Origin of the sequence: Klebsiella sp. K-Nf6 (assembly GCF_002806655.1) — a bacterium.
GTDB classification, from domain to species: Bacteria; Pseudomonadota; Gammaproteobacteria; order Enterobacterales; family Enterobacteriaceae; genus Klebsiella; species Klebsiella variicola.
This window is the reverse complement of sequence record NZ_PIBN01000001.1, coordinates 326,549-341,889: the sequence shown is the minus strand read 5'-3', so window position 1 is coordinate 341,889 and position 15,341 is coordinate 326,549. Positions and strand designations below refer to the sequence as shown.

The window sequence follows — 15,341 nt, the reverse complement described above, 5'->3', positions numbered from 1 at the left end:
TGTTAATTTAAAGTGAAATTACCGGGTGTTTTTCATAACCATGGGTTATGTTTTGTGCAATGACTGCTAGCGGAAGCAGGTTATCGCCATCACAGTTTGTAAATTCTTCCCCCCGTCGTGAGGCAGCTTTCCTACACTCCAGGAAGTATTCACTGGAGGTAACACATCATGGCGAACACCATCACGGCTGATGAGATTCGGGAGCACTTTTCGCAGGCCATGTCGGCCATGTACCAGCAGGAAGTTCCGCAGTACGGGACGCTGCTGGAGCTGGTGGCAGACGTCAATCTGGCGGTACTGGAAAATAATCCGAAGCTGCATGAACAACTGGCCAATGCCGACGAGCTGGCGCGCTTAAACGTGGAGCGCCACGGCGCAATCCGCGTGGGCACAGCGGAGGAACTGGCGACGCTGCGTCGCATGTTTGCCATCATGGGGATGTATCCCGTCAGCTATTACGATCTCTCGCAGGCCGGCGTGCCGGTCCATTCCACGGCCTTTCGTCCCATCGACGATGCCGCGCTGGCACGCAATCCGTTTCGGGTTTTCACCTCGCTGCTGCGCCTGGAGCTGATTGAAAATCGCGCCTTGCGCGAGCGGGCCGAGGCCATCCTCGCCCGGCGCAAAATCTTTACCCCCCGCTGCCTGGCGCTGATTGCGCAGTATGAAGCTGAAGGCGAATTCACCTCTGCCGACGCGCGCGAGTTTGTGCAGGAGGCGCTGGAGACCTTTCGCTGGCACCGGCATGCTACCGTCGATGAGGAGACCTACCATGCCCTGCATCGCGAGCACCGCCTGATTGCCGATGTGGTCTGCTTTCCGGGATGCCATATCAATCACCTCACGCCGCGGACGCTGGATATTGATCGCGCCCAGGCCCTGATGCCCGAGTGTGGTATTGAACCCAAAGCGCTGATTGAAGGGCCACCGCGGCGGGAGGTCCCGATCCTCCTGCGGCAGACCAGCTTTAAGGCGCTTGAGGAGCCGGTGATGTTTGCCGGTGAGCATAAAGGCACCCACAGCGCCCGCTTTGGTGAAATTGAGCAACGCGGCATTGCGCTAACGCCAAAAGGACGCGCGCTGTACGACCGCCTGCTGCAGGCAGCGGGGACCGGAAAGGACAATCTCAGCCATCAGCAGCATCTGCAGGAGGTATTCCGCGAATTCCCGGACAGCGAATTTTTGCTCCGCCAGCAGGGGCTGGCCTGGTTTCGCTACCGCCTGACGCCCGCCGGCGAGGCGCATCGCCAGGCGTTTCGCCCGGGCGACGATCCGCAGCCGTTGATTGAGCGCGGGTGGGTGGTTGCCCAGCCGATTATCTATGAAGACTTTTTACCGGTCAGCGCGGCGGGTATTTTTCAGTCCAATCTGGGCAACGAAACGCAGGCGCGCAGCCACGGGAATGCCAGCCGCGAGGCCTTTGAGGCGGCGCTGGGCTGCCCGGTGGAGGATGAGTTTGCCCTGTACCGACAGGCGGAGGAGCGCAGCAAACGACGTTGCGGTCTGCTGTAAAATCAGTACCCTGCTGGCATCAGCCTTACAGGGAGCAGGTTATGCAACATCCGTCGAAACCGTTGGCGAAAACCCGCCAGGGAACCGTATCCGGGAGCGCAGAGCAGGGGATCCATATCTGGCGCGGCATTCCGTATGCCGCGCCGCCTGTGGGCCCGCTGCGCTGGCGCGCGCCGCAACCTCCTGCCCGCTGGCAGGGCGTCCGCCAGGCCGACGCCTTTTCCGCCGCCAGCTGGCAGGACATTGACTACTGCCGTGAGCTCGGCGGCGGCGATCCCGGCGCTTTCAGCGAAGACTGCTTATATCTCAATATCTGGGCACCTGCTGCTGCGGCGCAGCCGCTGCCGGTGATGGTCTGGCTGCACGGCGGCGGGTTTACCATCGGCGCCGGCAGCCTGCCGCCTTACGATGGCAAAGCGTTAGCCAGCCGCGATGTGGTGGTGGTGACGGTCAACTACCGGCTGGGCCATCTCGGCTTTTTCGCCCATCCGGCGCTGGAAGAAGAGGCAGGCGAACGTCTCTATAATTTCGCGCTGCTGGATCAGATTGCCGCCCTGCAGTGGGTTCAGGAGAATATCCACGCCTTTGGCGGGGATGCCGCTAACGTCACGCTGTTTGGCGAATCCGCCGGGGCGCGCAGCGTGCTGTCGCTGATGGCCTCGCCGAAAGCGAAAGGGCTGTTCCATAAAGCGATTATTCAGAGCGGGTATACGTTACCCGACCTGCCGCGAGAGAAGGCGCTGGAGAAAGGCCGCCTGCTGGCGGAACACTTTGCCTTACCGCAAGCCAGCGCTGAGGAATTGCGGGCGATCCCCGCGGAGGCCTTCTGGTCACTCACCGCACCGCTGAACACAGGGCCGGCCCCCATCGTCGGCGACGCGGTGCTGCCGCAGCCGATGCTGGAGACCTTTTTTGCCGGGCACCAGCATCCAATGCCGGTGATGATCGGCTCCAACAGCGATGAAGCCAGCGTGATGGCCGTGTTTGGCGTCGATATCGCCGGGCAGATCCAGAAGCTGCGCCGTGAGCGCCGCCTGGGTCTGGGGCTGATCAAACTCCTTTATCCCGGCGTGAAGGGCGATGAAGCGCTGGGGCGGGAAGTGTGCCGCGATATGGCCTTCACCACCCTCGGCTATGTGGTGATGCAGGCGCAGCAGCGCGTGGGGCAGCCGTGCTGGCGCTACTGGTTTGATTATGTTGCGGAAGCGGAGCATGACACCTATCCGCACGGCGCCTGGCATGGCAACGAGGTGCCCTACGTGTTTGATAACCTGCGGTTGACCGACCCGGTGTGTCAGTACGCCAGCGAAGCGGATCTGGCCTTCGCCGCTCAGGTCGCTGATTACTGGGCCCAGTTTGCCCGCGTCGCCAGCGGCGACCTGGCACTTTCCGGCGCAGTGCGCTGGCCGGCGTGTCTGCGTGGACGGGATCGTCTGTTGCGCATTGGCTTGCATAAGCGTGCCGGTTTTAAAGTGGAGAATCGCTTTATGCGCGCCCGGCTGGCGCTGTTTCGCCGGGTGATGAAGCATCACGTGACGCTCGAGTAAAGGTGGTTGTTCGTGGTTCCGCAAGGACATGACTCTGCTGAAAGCCACCGGCGGTGGAGAAACCGACACGTGATGAAGATGCCATACCAGGAACCGCTATCCGGTCCGATGACAGGCAGGCCTCAGACTGTGCCTTGCAGTCTCACTTCCCCGGAGATGAAAAAACGGGCTGTTCTGGTAGACAGGGCTTTTTTACCTTTTTTCTGCGGGCAACAATTGGATTATTAATCGTTTTTGTCTAGAGTGGGCGGAATTTATCACGCAGCGTGATGACGCGTTGCGAATCAATTCACCCGTGTAGAAGGACGCTTTCTCAGGCATGAACCGCAGACGTTTTCTTAAATCTTCCATGGCTGTTGCCGCCGTATGCGGAACGTCAGGAGTCGCCTCCTTATTCAGTCAGGCCGCTTTTGCCGAAGACGCGGGCATTGCCGACGGGCAAACGCGTCGTTTCGATTACACCGTGCTGCAGGGGATGGCCCACGATCTGGCGCGCCAGCCATGGGGCGGCGCCCCGCGCGATCTGCCGCCGACGCTGGCCAATCTGACTCCGCAGGATTATAACAGCATCCAGTATGACGCCAACCACTCGCTGTGGAACAACATTGAAGAACGCAAACTGGACATCCAGTTTTTCCACGTCGGGATGGGGTTCCGTCGCCGCGTGCGGATGTTCTCTCTTGACGCCGCCACCCAGCAGGCGCGCGAGATCCATTTCCGCCCTGAGCTGTTTAAGTACAATGACGCCGGGGTCGACACCCGCCAGCTGGAAGGCCAGTCCGACCTCGGTTTCGCCGGATTCCGGGTGTTTAAAGCGCCGGAGCTGGCGCGCCGCGATATCGTAGCGTTCCTCGGCGCCAGCTACTTCCGCGCGGTAGACAGCACTTACCAGTACGGCCTGTCGGCTCGCGGGCTGGCGGTGGACACCTTTACCGATACCCCGGAAGAGTTCCCTGATTTCACCTCCTTCTGGTTCGAAACAGTCAAAGGGGACGCCACGGTATTTACCGTTTACGCGCTGCTGGATAGCCCGAGCATCACCGGGGCCTACAAATTCACCATCCATTGCCAGGATACCCAGGTCATCATGGATGTGGAAAACCACCTTTATGCCCGCAAGGACATCAAACAGCTGGGTATTGCGCCGATGACCAGTATGTTCAGCTGCGGCAACAACGAGCGTCGGATGTGCGATACCATCCACCCGCAGATCCACGACTCCGATCGGCTGTCGATGTGGCTGGGGAACGGCGAATGGGTCTGCCGGCCGCTGAATAACCCGCAGAAGCTGCAGTTCAACGCCTTCCAGGACAAGAACCCGCGTGGCTTCGGTCTGCTGCAGCTGGACCGCGATTTCTCCCATTACCAGGACGTGATGGGCTGGTATAACAAGCGTCCCAGCCTGTGGGTCGAGCCGCGTAACCAGTGGGGCAAAGGGGCCGTCAGCCTGATGGAGATCCCGACCACCGGTGAAACGCTGGATAATATCGTCTGCTTCTGGCAGCCAGAAAAAGCGGTGAAGGCGGGCGACGAACTGGACTTCCGCTACCGTCTCTACTGGAGCGCGCAGCCGCCGGTGAGCACTCCGCTGGCGCGTGTGCTCGCCACCCGCACCGGGATGGGGGGCTTCCCGGAAGGCTGGGCGCCGGGCGAGCACTATCCGGATAAGTGGGCGCGCCGTTTTGCCATCGACTTTGTCGGCGGCGATCTGAAGGCCGCCGCGCCGCGCGGTATTGAACCGGTGATCACCCTCTCCAGCGGCGAAGCGAAGCAGATTGAGATCCTCTATGTTGAGCCGTTCGATGGCTACCGGATCCTCTTCGACTGGTATCCGACCTCCGACTCGACCGATCCGGTGGAGATGCGCCTGTTCCTGCGCTGTCAGGGCGAAGCCATCAGCGAAACCTGGCTCTATCAGTACTTCCCGCCGGCGCCGGATAAACGTAACTACGTTGACGACCGGATCATGAAATAGTCCCGTGACAGCCGCGGCCCGCAGGCAACGCCTGTGGGCCAGTAGAGAGCCCCATGACTACAGACATTCCCGCAGTACCTGAGTCGATCCCGGTGACCGACGCGCTGACGCTTATCGCGATTGATGAGCGCTACGTCAGCGATCTGCACCAGCTGGTGGTCAAAAACCGCCACTGGCTGCAGCAATCGCTCAACTGGCCCGCCGAAGTGAACAGCGAAGAGGAGACCCGCCGCCATGTGCAGGGTAACGTGATTCTGCATCAGCGGGATTACGCCAAAATGTTTTTGCTGTTTCTCGACCATCGACTCGTTGGCGTCCTGTCGTTCAACCAGATCGAGCCGCAGAACAAAACAGCCTATATCGGTTACTGGATCGATGAAGAGCACCAGGGGCAGGGGCTGCTTTCCCGCTCCCTGCAGGCCTTTATCCACCATTATGCCCGCAGCGGGCTGGTGCGCCGGTTTGTGATCAAATGCCGGGTGGCCAATACCCGCAGTAACCAGGTGGCGTTGCGCAATGGGTTCGTTCTGGAAGGTTGCCTCAGGCAGGCTGAGTATCTGAACGGCAGCTATGACGATCAGAATATCTATGCGCGCATTATTGACCGCGACGAGGCGCTAGAGGGCGCCTAACAGCGGCGTGCGGGTGATGTGCTGCTGGCCGTCAAGCGTTTTCGGGCCGCGCAGATGAATGGCCTCACCCTCCTGCGCGGCGATCTGCACCTCGTCATTGATGGTGACCTGGTGCTCAATGATCACATCGCCGATGATGACGGTCCGCCCCTGAATCAGCACGTCGTCGTCGAGCAGAATCGGACCACCGCGCAGCTGCGCCTCGCCACCGACCATCGCCCGGTGCTTTAACAGGCAGTTGCCTTCAATCACCGCATTCTCCGCAACCTGCGAACTGTAGCGCACGGTGGGAATGGCATCCTCTCCGCGACCGGCGATCAGACGCGCGTGACCATAAACCCGGGCATTATCGCACACCCAGACGTCGTTTTCTTCGTTCCCCTCCAGTCTTGCCTGGTCGAATACTTCTGCCCGGTGTTCGACAAAAGCGTGCTCGACAAAGGCATCGCCGTAGATTTGCGCCTGGTGGAGAATACGCGAGGCGCTAACAGTGGCTCGCTGATAAATCTGCAGGACTTTGTCGCGATCGGCGGTCAGCCCGCGGGCGGCAATCACCTGGCAGTGGGGCAGGAGACGCGCTTCGTCGGCAAGACGACAATAGCCGCGTACCTGGCTGTGATTAACCGTGACGTTGTCACTTATCTGCGCGTGATGGCTAATGTGCGAGGCGTGAATGCATGCCCGTCCGCCGATGGCGGCCTCATGGCTGACCACGCAAGGCCCGGTTACGCGGGCGTCGTCGCGGATGCATGCTCCGGCGAAAACCACGCTGTTGGCATCGTAGATCCAGCACAAGCCCTGTTGGCTGAGAGCGCTTTCCGCGTCAACCCAGCCGCCTTCGCTGCCCGCTTTGACGTCAGCGAAATCGATAAGCGCCACTATCTGGCGCAGGGTGACGCTCTGTTTGCCATCCTCTTGCTGGTAACAATACTGCCGGGTCTGTTCGCTGAGACGGTATTTACGCATTCCCGATCCTCATTACTTATGGTTAACATAAACATAGCAAAGAACGCCGTAGCGCGCGGGATAAGGTTCCTTTAAAATGCAACTTCAAATTAAATTGATATCATCAACAAAATGAAGAGTAAGCAAACGCCGCGGCAGGTGCTGAACCTGCCGGCAGGCTACTTTGGTATGGTGCTCGGCACCATCGGAATGGGCTTCGCCTGGCGCTACGCCAGCACGCTCTGGCCGGTTAGCCGCAGCATCGGCGAGGGTCTGGTGACGCTGGCGATAGCGATGTGGGTGCTGCTCAGCATGGCGTTTATCAGCCGGGCGATTCGCTTTCCGGCGAGCGTGCTACGGGAGATGCGTCATCCGGTCAGCAGCAGCTTTGTCAGCCTGTTTCCAGCCACCACGCTGCTGGTGGCGATCGGGCTGGTGCCATGGTGGCGGCCGCTGGCGCTGGGATTGTTTGTGCCGGGGGTGGCGCTGCAGCTTGCCTATGCCGCCTGGCAAAGTGCCGGGCTGTGGCGGGGGACGCATCCTCACGAGGCCACCACGCCGGGACTCTATCTGCCGACGGTGGCCAATAATTTCATCAGCGCGATGGCCTGCGGCGCGCTGGGGTTTACCGACGCCGGGCTGGTGTTCCTCGGCGCCGGGGTCTTCTCCTGGCTGAGCCTCGAGCCGGCCATCCTCCAGCGTTTGCGCAGTGCGGGCGAACTGCCGACGCCGCTGCGCACCTCGCTGGGGATCCAACTGGCGCCTGCGCTGGTGGCCTGCAGCGCCTGGCTCAGCGTCAACGGCGGGGAAGCGGATACCTTCGCGAAGCTGCTGTTTGGTTACGGCCTGCTGCAGTTGCTGTTTATGCTGCGCCTGATGCCCTGGTATCTTCGCCAGCCGTTCAATGCTTCCTTCTGGAGCTTCTCGTTCGGTATTTCCGCACTGGCCACCACCGGCCTGCATCTCGGCCAGGCCAGGGCGGACGGCTTTTTTCACCATCTGGCAATGCCGCTGTTTATTTTTAGCAATCTGGTTGTCGGCCTGCTGTTACTGCGCACAATTTTGCTGTTGGTGAGCGGGAAACTGCTGGTACAGGTCGACCGGGAAACACTCCTGAATGAGAAGGAAAGATCATGACAACGCGTGACGCGGATTATTTTTGTGAAAAATATGGCCTGACTCGCACCCATTCCGAGGTGCTGCATGCTGCGACGGTGGTGCCGCCGGGGCGGGCGCTGGATCTGGGCTGTGGCAACGGGCGTAACAGCCTTTATCTGGCGGCGAACGGATTCACGGTGACCGCGTGGGATAAAAATCCGATGAGCATCAATAATCTGGAAAGTATTCGCGCTGCCGAGGCGCTGGAAAATCTCCGCACCGCGGTAACAGACCTCAATAGCCTGACCTTTGATGGCGAATATGACCTGATCCTCTCCACCGTGGTGATGATGTTCCTGGAGCCTGACACCATCCCGGGCCTGATCGCCAATATGCAGCGCTGCACCGCCGCCGGCGGCTATAACCTGATTGTGGCGGCGATGGATACCGAAGACTATCCCTGCACCGTCGGCTTTCCGTTTGCCTTTAAACCCGATGAGCTTCGTGAATATTACCAGGGCTGGGAGCTGCTGAAATACAATGAGGACGTCGGCGAGCTGCATCGCACCGACGCCAACGGCAATCGCATCAAATTGCGCTTCGCCACCCTGTTGGCGCGCAAGCCTGCCTGATACGCGGCGGCGTGGGAAGCTGAGCATGGCCCGCGCCGCGTAGTAAGGTGAAGAGCAGGGAAAATAAGCGAGGAACTCCCCGTAAAAAAGAGGGATAAAATGCAGGCTTCTGCCTGTTTTAAGTGATTATTTAATAACGTAATGTTCATCCTATCAATATTTGTAAATCTTCCTTGACGAAGCCCATTTTTTGTCACAAAACTAGTGGGTCTTATTTGCTATAACGTCTGCCGAAAAAAAACTGCATTTACAGGGATCTCTCTATGCGTACTCGCGTGTTATTGAAAGTCGCCGCTCTGGCGGGGATGTTAGCGTTGACCGGCTGTGCGTCGAAGGTGGCGCAACCGAATCAGTATTCGGGCTTCTTAAAAGATTATTCCAACCTGAAAGAAACGACCTCCGCCTCCGGCAAGCCTGAGCTGCGCTGGATCGATCCAAACTACAATCCGGCCAACTACGATAACGTCGTGTACCATCCGGTAACCTATTATCCCGTCCCGAAACCGACCACCCAGGTAGGGGAAAAGGCGCTGCAGGATATTCTGAATTACACGAACAAAGAACTGAAACAGGCTATTTCGGAGCGTAAACCGCTGGCCACTACCGCCGACAAACGCAGCCTCATCTTCCGTGGCGCGATCACCGGTGTGGACTCCAGCAAAGAGGGACTGCAGTTCTATGAAGTGATCCCGGTCGCCATGATTGTTGCGGGTACCCAGGCCGCCACTGGCCATCGTACTATGGACACCGACCTCTATTTTGAAGCCGAGCTGATCGACGCCAGCACGAACAAGCCGGTGATCAAGGTTGTTCGTAAAGGGGAAGGCAAAACCCTGGCTAATGAAAACACGCCGCTGACCGTCGATACCCTGAAGCAGGTGATCGATGATATGGCAGTGGACGCCGTCAAATTTGACCCTTCTCAGCGTTAATCGCACCAGCGCCGTCTGACCGACGGCGCTGTTCTCCCTGCCATCGCCTTCTCAGGCCAGCTTGCGACGCAGCAGCAGCTGTTCCGGTTTGGCAAACATCACCAGGTTACCCAGCAGGATCAGCGCCAGCCCGATAACGGCGTTGCTGTGCCAGATATACCCTTCATAGACGGTGGAAATGGATAACGCCACCAGCGGAAACAGCAGCGTACTGTACGCGGCTTTGCTGGCGCCGATGCGCCCCACGAGAGTGAAATAGGCCCCGAAGGCGATCACTGAGCCGAACAGCGCCAGATAAAGCAGGGCGCCAAGGTAGCTGACGGTCCACTCCGGCGTAAAGTTATCGCCACGTAGCAGGGCGATAGCGCCCATCACCAGCGTGCCGTAGAGCATCGCCCAACTGTTTGTGGTCAGGGTTTCCAGCCCTCGCCGCTGGTGGCGAATGCTGAACATATTGCCCAGTGAAAAGCCGTAGGTGCCCAGGGCGCTCAGACCGATCCCCCACAGCAGCGAGGCGTTCAGCCCGTTGGCCAGCAGGTCATCCCAGAACAGCGTGACAATACCGGCCAAACCCAGCGCGGCGGCGGCCCAGAAGCGGCCTGGCGGCTGCTGGCGGAAAAAAAGGAAGCTGTTAATGGCGTTAAACAGCACCGCCATGGAAAAGATAACCGATTCCAGCCCGGTATTGATCCAGGCCGCGGCCGTGTAAAAACACCAGAAATTAAAGCAGAAAACGCAGCAACCCTGCAGCAGGCAGCAGAGGTGATCTTTCGCGCGCAGCGGCCGCAGCCGTCGCGTGACAAGCAGAACTGCCAGCATCGTGACGCTGGCCACGGCGAAACGCCAGAAAATGGAGACCGGCGCCGCCACCGGCCCCTGCTGTAAAAAAATCGCAATCCACGTCGTTCCCCAGATAACGACAACGAGTGCATAAAGTAATGCGTTCACCTGACTCTCCTCTGCCTGTTGAAGGGAGGAGTATGCCGCCTGTCGCAACCGGCAGCTTTCACCCGCTTGTTGTCGGCTTGCAAATTCTTGCGCTTATTTGTCATTCGTCTGCGGTGAGGACTGGAAACCGCGCCGGAGTCTCCCTAGACTAGAGCTTTTACGGGCAGATGCGTGAAGGCGATGGGTTACGGGACGTTTGAAACATTACGGCGACAGAACGCGGTGCTGCGGGGCACGGTGGAGCTGAATTCCGGTATTCAACTGGCCGCCTGGTACAACAATTGCGATACCGTGACGGTGCGCAGCGATCACCATACGTTAAGCCTGTACGTCGCCGATGGCTATGAAAGCTATCAAAAGACGCCGCACGGCTGGAAAAATGGCGGCGGCCCGGATCGCTTTTGTCTGATGCCGAAAGGCGATGAGAGCGTCTGGGATATCCGCGGCGATCTGTCGTTTGTGCATCTCTACTGTACCGATGAGCACCTGCGCCGCGTCGGCGAAGAGGTGTGGGATCGTAGCCCGGCAAACTTCACCCTGCAGGAAAAAACCTTCGCCAGCGATGACAAAATCACCGCGGTGTACCGCCAGTTTTTGCTGGCCAATGACTGGCGACAGCCGGCGAACCAGTTGACCCTCAGCGCCGCCAGCAGCTTATTGCTCACCCATCTTATCCAGCACTATTCCACCGTACAGTGGCGTTTGCCGACGGTCACCGGGGGGCTGGCGCCGGGCGTAAAGCGTCACGTGCTGGCCTGGATCGATGCCCACCTCGATCAGCCGCTGACCCTGGCCGACCTGGCGCAGCAGGCGGGACTCAGTGAGTTCCATTTTGCTCGCATGTTCCGCCAGTCGCTGAATATGGCCCCGCATCAATACGTCATGCAACGGCGAATGGCGAAAGCGCAAAATCTGCTCTGCCACAGCGCGCTGGCGTTAACCGAGATTGCGCTGGCCTGCGGCTTCAGCTCCGCCAGCCATTTCAGCCATCGGGTCAAAGCCGCCACCGGCCTGACGCCGTCCCAGCTACGGGCGGCGCAGCGCGGATAAGACGCCGTAGCTCACCCCACCGAGCACCACGCCCCAGAAGGCCGACCCAATTCCTGCCAGCGTCACACCGCTGGCGGTGACCAGGAAGGTCAGCACCGCCGCATCGCGTTCACTGGCCTGATGTACCGCCTGAAAAAGGCTGCCGCCGATGGTGCCGAGCAGCGCCAGGCCGGCCAGCATCTGGATCCACGCCGTCGGTAAGGCCGACATCAGAGCGGTGATCGACCCGCCAAACAGACCGGCCAGCAGATAAAAACCGCCTGCCGCCATGGCCGCCAGCCAGCGCTGTTGCGGATCCGGATGCGCTTCCGGACTCTGGCAAATCGCGGCGGTGATCGCCGCGATGCAGAGGGAGTACACCCCAAACGGCGCCAGCAATAGCGCCAGCCCTCCACAGACGACGAGCAGTGCCGACACCGGTACGGTGTAGCCGGATGCCTGCAGGGTGGCGAACCCGGGGGCGTTCTGCGAGGCCATGGTGACGAGGAAAAACGGCAGGCCGACGCTGAGCAGCAGCGCCGGGGTAAACTGCGGCGCGATCCACTCCGGTGCCGCGAAGGCCAGCGGTACGGCCGTCCTGGCGACGTCCCCGGAGGCCGCCGCGATCAGCGCCCCCACCACCAGCGCGGCGACTACCGCGAAGCGGGGCCACAGCGCTTTACAGAGAAGCCAGGCGGCGAGCATGCCGCCGCACAGCAGCAGATGGTCCTGCAAGCCGGCGAAGGCCTGCAAACCGAAACGCAGCAAGATCCCGGCCAGCATCGCGGCGGCCAGCGAATGGGGAATGATCTTCATCAGCCGGGCAAACAGGCCCGTCACGCCGCAAAGGACGATCAGCGCGTTGGCGAAGATAAATACCCCCACGGCCTCGGCGAGGGTGACTCCTTGTAGACCGCTGACCAGCAGCGCGGCACCCGGCGTTGACCAGGCAGTGAGCACAGGAACTTTACGCCAGCCGCTCAGCGCAAGGGTGCTGATACCCATGGCGAGGCCAAGGGCCGTCATCCATCCGGCGATCTGCCCGGGGGTAGCGCCAGCAGACGCAGCAGCCTGCCAGATAATGGCGGCTGAACTGGCGTAGCCCACCAGTACAGCGACGAAACCCGCCAACAGCGTGGGAAGAGGAAGGGTAAACGAGCGCATAGGGTTCTCTTGTGCGTTATAACATACGAACACTCTATCACTGTGCGTTATAGCGCACAAGGTGCGGATGGGGAGAGCGTAAGACAGCTGTTCTCATCGGTGATATGCCGAGAAACGCCCTGTAGAATCAGGCAAATGGGGATATACTCTTGCCTGTACAAGTCAGGAGGTAGGATGAATATTGCGCAACATCTGGCGGCAACGCTCAAAACCCTGCGCCAGCAGCGTGGCTGGAGCTTGTCGCGTCTGGCAGAAGAGACGGGGGTGTCGAAAGCCATGCTGGGGCAGATTGAGCGTAATGAATCGAGCCCGACGGTGGCGACGCTGTGGAAGATTGCTACCGGACTGAACGTGCCGTTTTCGGCGTTTATCGTTCCGGACGCCAGCGCGGCGCCTTCCGCTTTTGATCCGCAGCAGCAGGCGATGGTGGTGACCCCGGTCTTCCCGTGGGATCCGGAGCTGCGCTTTGACCATTTTTCGATAACCCTTGCCCCCGGCGCGTTGAGCGAATCGACGCCGCATGAGAAAGGGGTGATTGAACATGTGGTGGTGATTAGCGGCGCCCTGGATCTCTGTTTACAGGGGGAGTGGCATTTACTGCAGCCAGGTGAGGGACGGCGCTTCGCCGGCGATGAGGCGCATGCGTATCGTAACCGCGGCGTTCAGGCGGCCCATTTCCATTCACTTATCCATTATCCAAAAGAAAAAACCGCGGGCGAACCCGCGGCCAGACAAGATGACTGATGATAACCACTCACAACGTGACGAGGAAAATCCGGAATACGTGATGACAGTACGCTGCGCGATGATGTGAAGGAACTATCTTTTCCATCAATACTTTGCTGAAAAATGAAAATTCGTCGTCGTGCGGTGGTGGAAAAGGTTTTCGTCTGTGCCCGGTTCTGACTACAATAGCCGCCATTTCGACCCCCTTATACTGGATAACAACACGCGTATGCGCCTGCACAATCATCGTCTTGAACTTCTTAGTCCTGCCCGCGACGCCGGTATCGCTCGCGAAGCGATCCTCCACGGCGCCGACGCCGTTTATATCGGTGGGCCTGACTTTGGCGCTCGTCACAATGCCAGCAACAGCCTGAGCGACATCGCCGGTCTGGTGCCTTTTGCCCATCGCTATGGCGCCAAAATCTTTGTCACACTGAACACCATTCTGCATGATGATGAGCTGGAGCCGGCGCAGCGGCTGATTACCGATCTTTATGAGGCGGGCGTTGACGCGCTGATTGTGCAGGATATGGGGATCATGGAGCTGGATCTGCCGCCGATTGAGCTGCACGCCAGCACCCAGTGCGATATCCGCAGCGTGGAAAAAGCGAAATTTCTCTCCGACGCCGGCTTCAGCCAGATCGTGCTGGCGCGTGAACTGAATCTCAGTCAGATCAAAGCCATTTACGACCATACCGACGCGACCATTGAGTTCTTTATTCATGGCGCGCTGTGCGTGGCCTATTCCGGTCAGTGCAACATTTCGCACGCCCAGACCGGACGTAGCGCCAACCGGGGCGACTGCTCGCAGGCTTGCCGCCTGCCGTATACCCTGAAAGACGATCAGGGACGGGTGGTGGCCTATGAAAAACATCTCCTGTCGATGAAGGACAACGATCAGACCGCCAACCTGGCGGCACTGATCGACGCCGGGGTACGTTCCTTCAAAATTGAAGGCCGTTACAAAGACATGAGTTATGTGAAAAACATCACTGCGCACTACCGTCAAATGCTTGATGCCATTATTGAAGACCGCGGCGACCTGGCGCGTGCCTCGGCAGGGCGCACCGAGCACTTTTTTATTCCGTCTACCGATAAAACCTTCCACCGCGGCAGCACCGATTACTTCGTCAATGCCCGTAAAGGCGACATCGGCGCCTTTGATTCGCCCAAATTTATCGGGCTGCCGGTGGGCGAAGTCTTGAAGGTGGGTAAAGACCATCTTGATGTCGAAGCGAGCGAACCGTTAACCAACGGCGATGGCCTTAACGTGATGATTAAGCGTGAAGTGGTGGGCTTCCGTGCCAATACGGTGGAGAAAACCGGCGAAAATCGCTATCGGGTGTGGCCGAACGAGATGCCGGCGGATCTGCACAAAGCGCGTCCGCACCAGGCGCTTAACCGTAACCTCGATCACAACTGGCAGCAGGCGCTGCTGAAGACCTCCAGCGAACGCCGCATCGCCGTGGACGTTACGCTGAGCGGCTGGCAGGAACAGCTGGTTCTGACCATGACCTGTGAAGATGGCGTCAGCGTGACCCATACACTCGACGGCGACTTCGCCGAAGCCAACCAGGCAGAAAAAGCGCTGGCCAATTTGCGTGACGGTGTCACAAAACTGGGGCAGACCATTTACTACCCGCGCGAGGTGCAGGTCAACCTGCCGCCGCTGTTTGTCCCCAACAGCCTGCTCAACCAGCTGCGTCGTGAAACGGCTGAAATGCTCGATGAAGCGCGCCTCAACGCCTGGCAACGTGGCACCCGCAAGCCGGTCTCCGTACCGCCGCCGGTCTATCCCGAGACCCATCTCTCCTTCCTCGCCAACGTCTATAACCATAAGGCGCGGGCCTTTTACCAGCGCTATGGCGTACAACTGATTGACGCCGCCTATGAAGCGCACGAAGAGAAGGGCGATGTGCCGGTGATGATCACCAAACATTGTCTGCGGTTTGCCTTCAACCTCTGTCCGAAACAGGCGAAAGGCTCCATCAAGAGCTGGAAAGCCACGCCGATGCAGTTGATCCACGGCGATGAAGTGCTGACCCTGAAGTTTGACTGTCGCCCGTGCGAAATGCATGTCGTCGGGAAGATTAAAAATCACATCCTCAAAATGCCGCTTCCCGGGAGCATCGTCGCCTCCGTCAGCCCGGATGAGCTGATGAAGACCCTGCCGAAACGCAAAGGGGCCTGATCCAGCACGA

General features: G+C 59.4%; 14 protein-coding genes. 10 read left to right on the top strand and 4 right to left on the bottom strand.

Translation table 11 applies throughout. The annotated features are described in order from the left end of the window. The first annotated feature begins 168 nt into the window (after positions 1-168). The 4 genes from CWM61_RS01645 (at position 169) to rimL (ending at position 5,666) form a co-directional block, all read left to right on the top strand. Positions 169-1,512 carry a VOC family protein gene (locus tag CWM61_RS01645; RefSeq protein ID WP_074385680.1) on the top strand — a complete coding sequence of 448 codons (1,344 nt, stop codon included), beginning with the start codon at positions 169-171 and terminating at the stop codon, positions 1,510-1,512. 41 nt (positions 1,513-1,553) lie between these two features. Continuing rightward, complete coding sequence (locus tag CWM61_RS01640) at positions 1,554-3,059, top strand: carboxylesterase/lipase family protein (protein WP_100630575.1); 1,506 nt, start codon at positions 1,554-1,556, stop codon at positions 3,057-3,059. A gap of 319 nt (positions 3,060-3,378) precedes the next feature. Continuing rightward, a complete protein-coding gene (locus CWM61_RS01635) occupies positions 3,379-5,034 on the top strand; it encodes a glucan biosynthesis protein D (RefSeq protein ID WP_100630574.1) in 1,656 nt (551 codons plus the stop codon). 53 nt (positions 5,035-5,087) lie between these two features. After that, positions 5,088-5,666 carry a 50S ribosomal protein L7/L12-serine acetyltransferase gene (gene rimL / locus CWM61_RS01630; RefSeq protein ID WP_060875735.1) on the top strand — a complete coding sequence of 193 codons (579 nt, stop codon included), beginning with the start codon at positions 5,088-5,090 and terminating at the stop codon, positions 5,664-5,666. On the opposite strand, the gene ydcK is transcribed toward rimL, so the two are convergent. Continuing rightward, positions 5,652-6,632 carry a YdcK family protein gene (gene ydcK, locus CWM61_RS01625; protein ID WP_074385683.1) on the bottom strand — a complete coding sequence of 327 codons (981 nt, stop codon included), beginning with the start codon at positions 6,630-6,632 and terminating at the stop codon, positions 5,652-5,654. The genes rimL and ydcK overlap by 15 nt on opposite strands. Before the next feature lie 111 nt (positions 6,633-6,743). Between ydcK and tehA the strand changes: the two genes are divergently transcribed. The 3 genes from tehA (at position 6,744) to CWM61_RS01610 (ending at position 9,273) form a co-directional block, all read left to right on the top strand. After that, positions 6,744-7,748, top strand: coding sequence for a dicarboxylate transporter/tellurite-resistance protein TehA (gene tehA, locus CWM61_RS01620; RefSeq protein ID WP_100630573.1), 1,005 nt, complete (start codon positions 6,744-6,746; stop codon positions 7,746-7,748). Continuing rightward, complete coding sequence (gene tehB / locus CWM61_RS01615) at positions 7,745-8,341, top strand: tellurite resistance methyltransferase TehB (protein ID WP_100630572.1); 597 nt, start codon at positions 7,745-7,747, stop codon at positions 8,339-8,341. The genes tehA and tehB overlap by 4 nt, the downstream gene beginning before the upstream one ends. 263 nt (positions 8,342-8,604) lie before the next feature. After that, positions 8,605-9,273: a DUF3313 domain-containing protein gene (locus CWM61_RS01610; protein ID WP_061154410.1), complete on the top strand. Its 669-nt coding sequence runs from the start codon at positions 8,605-8,607 to the stop codon at positions 9,271-9,273. A 51-nt stretch (positions 9,274-9,324) separates the two neighbouring features. Here the strand turns inward: CWM61_RS01610 and CWM61_RS01605 are convergent, their stop codons facing one another. After that, positions 9,325-10,221, bottom strand: coding sequence for a DMT family transporter (locus tag CWM61_RS01605; RefSeq protein ID WP_074385686.1), 897 nt, complete (start codon positions 10,219-10,221; stop codon positions 9,325-9,327). A 180-nt stretch (positions 10,222-10,401) separates the two neighbouring features. On the opposite strand from CWM61_RS01605, the gene CWM61_RS01600 reads away from it, so the two are divergent. Further along, complete coding sequence (locus CWM61_RS01600) at positions 10,402-11,271, top strand: AraC family transcriptional regulator (RefSeq protein WP_061154412.1); 870 nt, start codon at positions 10,402-10,404, stop codon at positions 11,269-11,271. Here the strand turns inward: CWM61_RS01600 and CWM61_RS01595 are convergent. After that, positions 11,248-12,414, bottom strand: coding sequence for a benzoate/H(+) symporter BenE family transporter (locus CWM61_RS01595; protein ID WP_074385687.1), 1,167 nt, complete (start codon positions 12,412-12,414; stop codon positions 11,248-11,250). The two genes, CWM61_RS01600 and CWM61_RS01595, sit on opposite strands and share 24 nt — an antisense overlap. 174 nt (positions 12,415-12,588) lie before the next feature. Between CWM61_RS01595 and CWM61_RS01590 the strand changes: the two genes are divergently transcribed. Further along, positions 12,589-13,158: a helix-turn-helix domain-containing protein gene (locus CWM61_RS01590; protein ID WP_008804673.1), complete on the top strand. Its 570-nt coding sequence runs from the start codon at positions 12,589-12,591 to the stop codon at positions 13,156-13,158. A gap of 10 nt (positions 13,159-13,168) precedes the next feature. On the opposite strand, the gene CWM61_RS01585 is transcribed toward CWM61_RS01590, so the two are convergent. After that, positions 13,169-13,336, bottom strand: a complete 168-nt coding sequence (locus tag CWM61_RS01585; protein ID WP_165784116.1) for a hypothetical protein — start codon at positions 13,334-13,336, stop codon at positions 13,169-13,171. Between the two features lie 33 nt (positions 13,337-13,369). Here CWM61_RS01585 and CWM61_RS01580 point away from each other — a divergent pair, with 33 nt between their 5' ends. Then, complete coding sequence (locus tag CWM61_RS01580) at positions 13,370-15,331, top strand: peptidase U32 family protein (RefSeq protein WP_100630571.1); 1,962 nt, start codon at positions 13,370-13,372, stop codon at positions 15,329-15,331. The last annotated feature ends 10 nt before the right edge of the window (positions 15,332-15,341 follow it).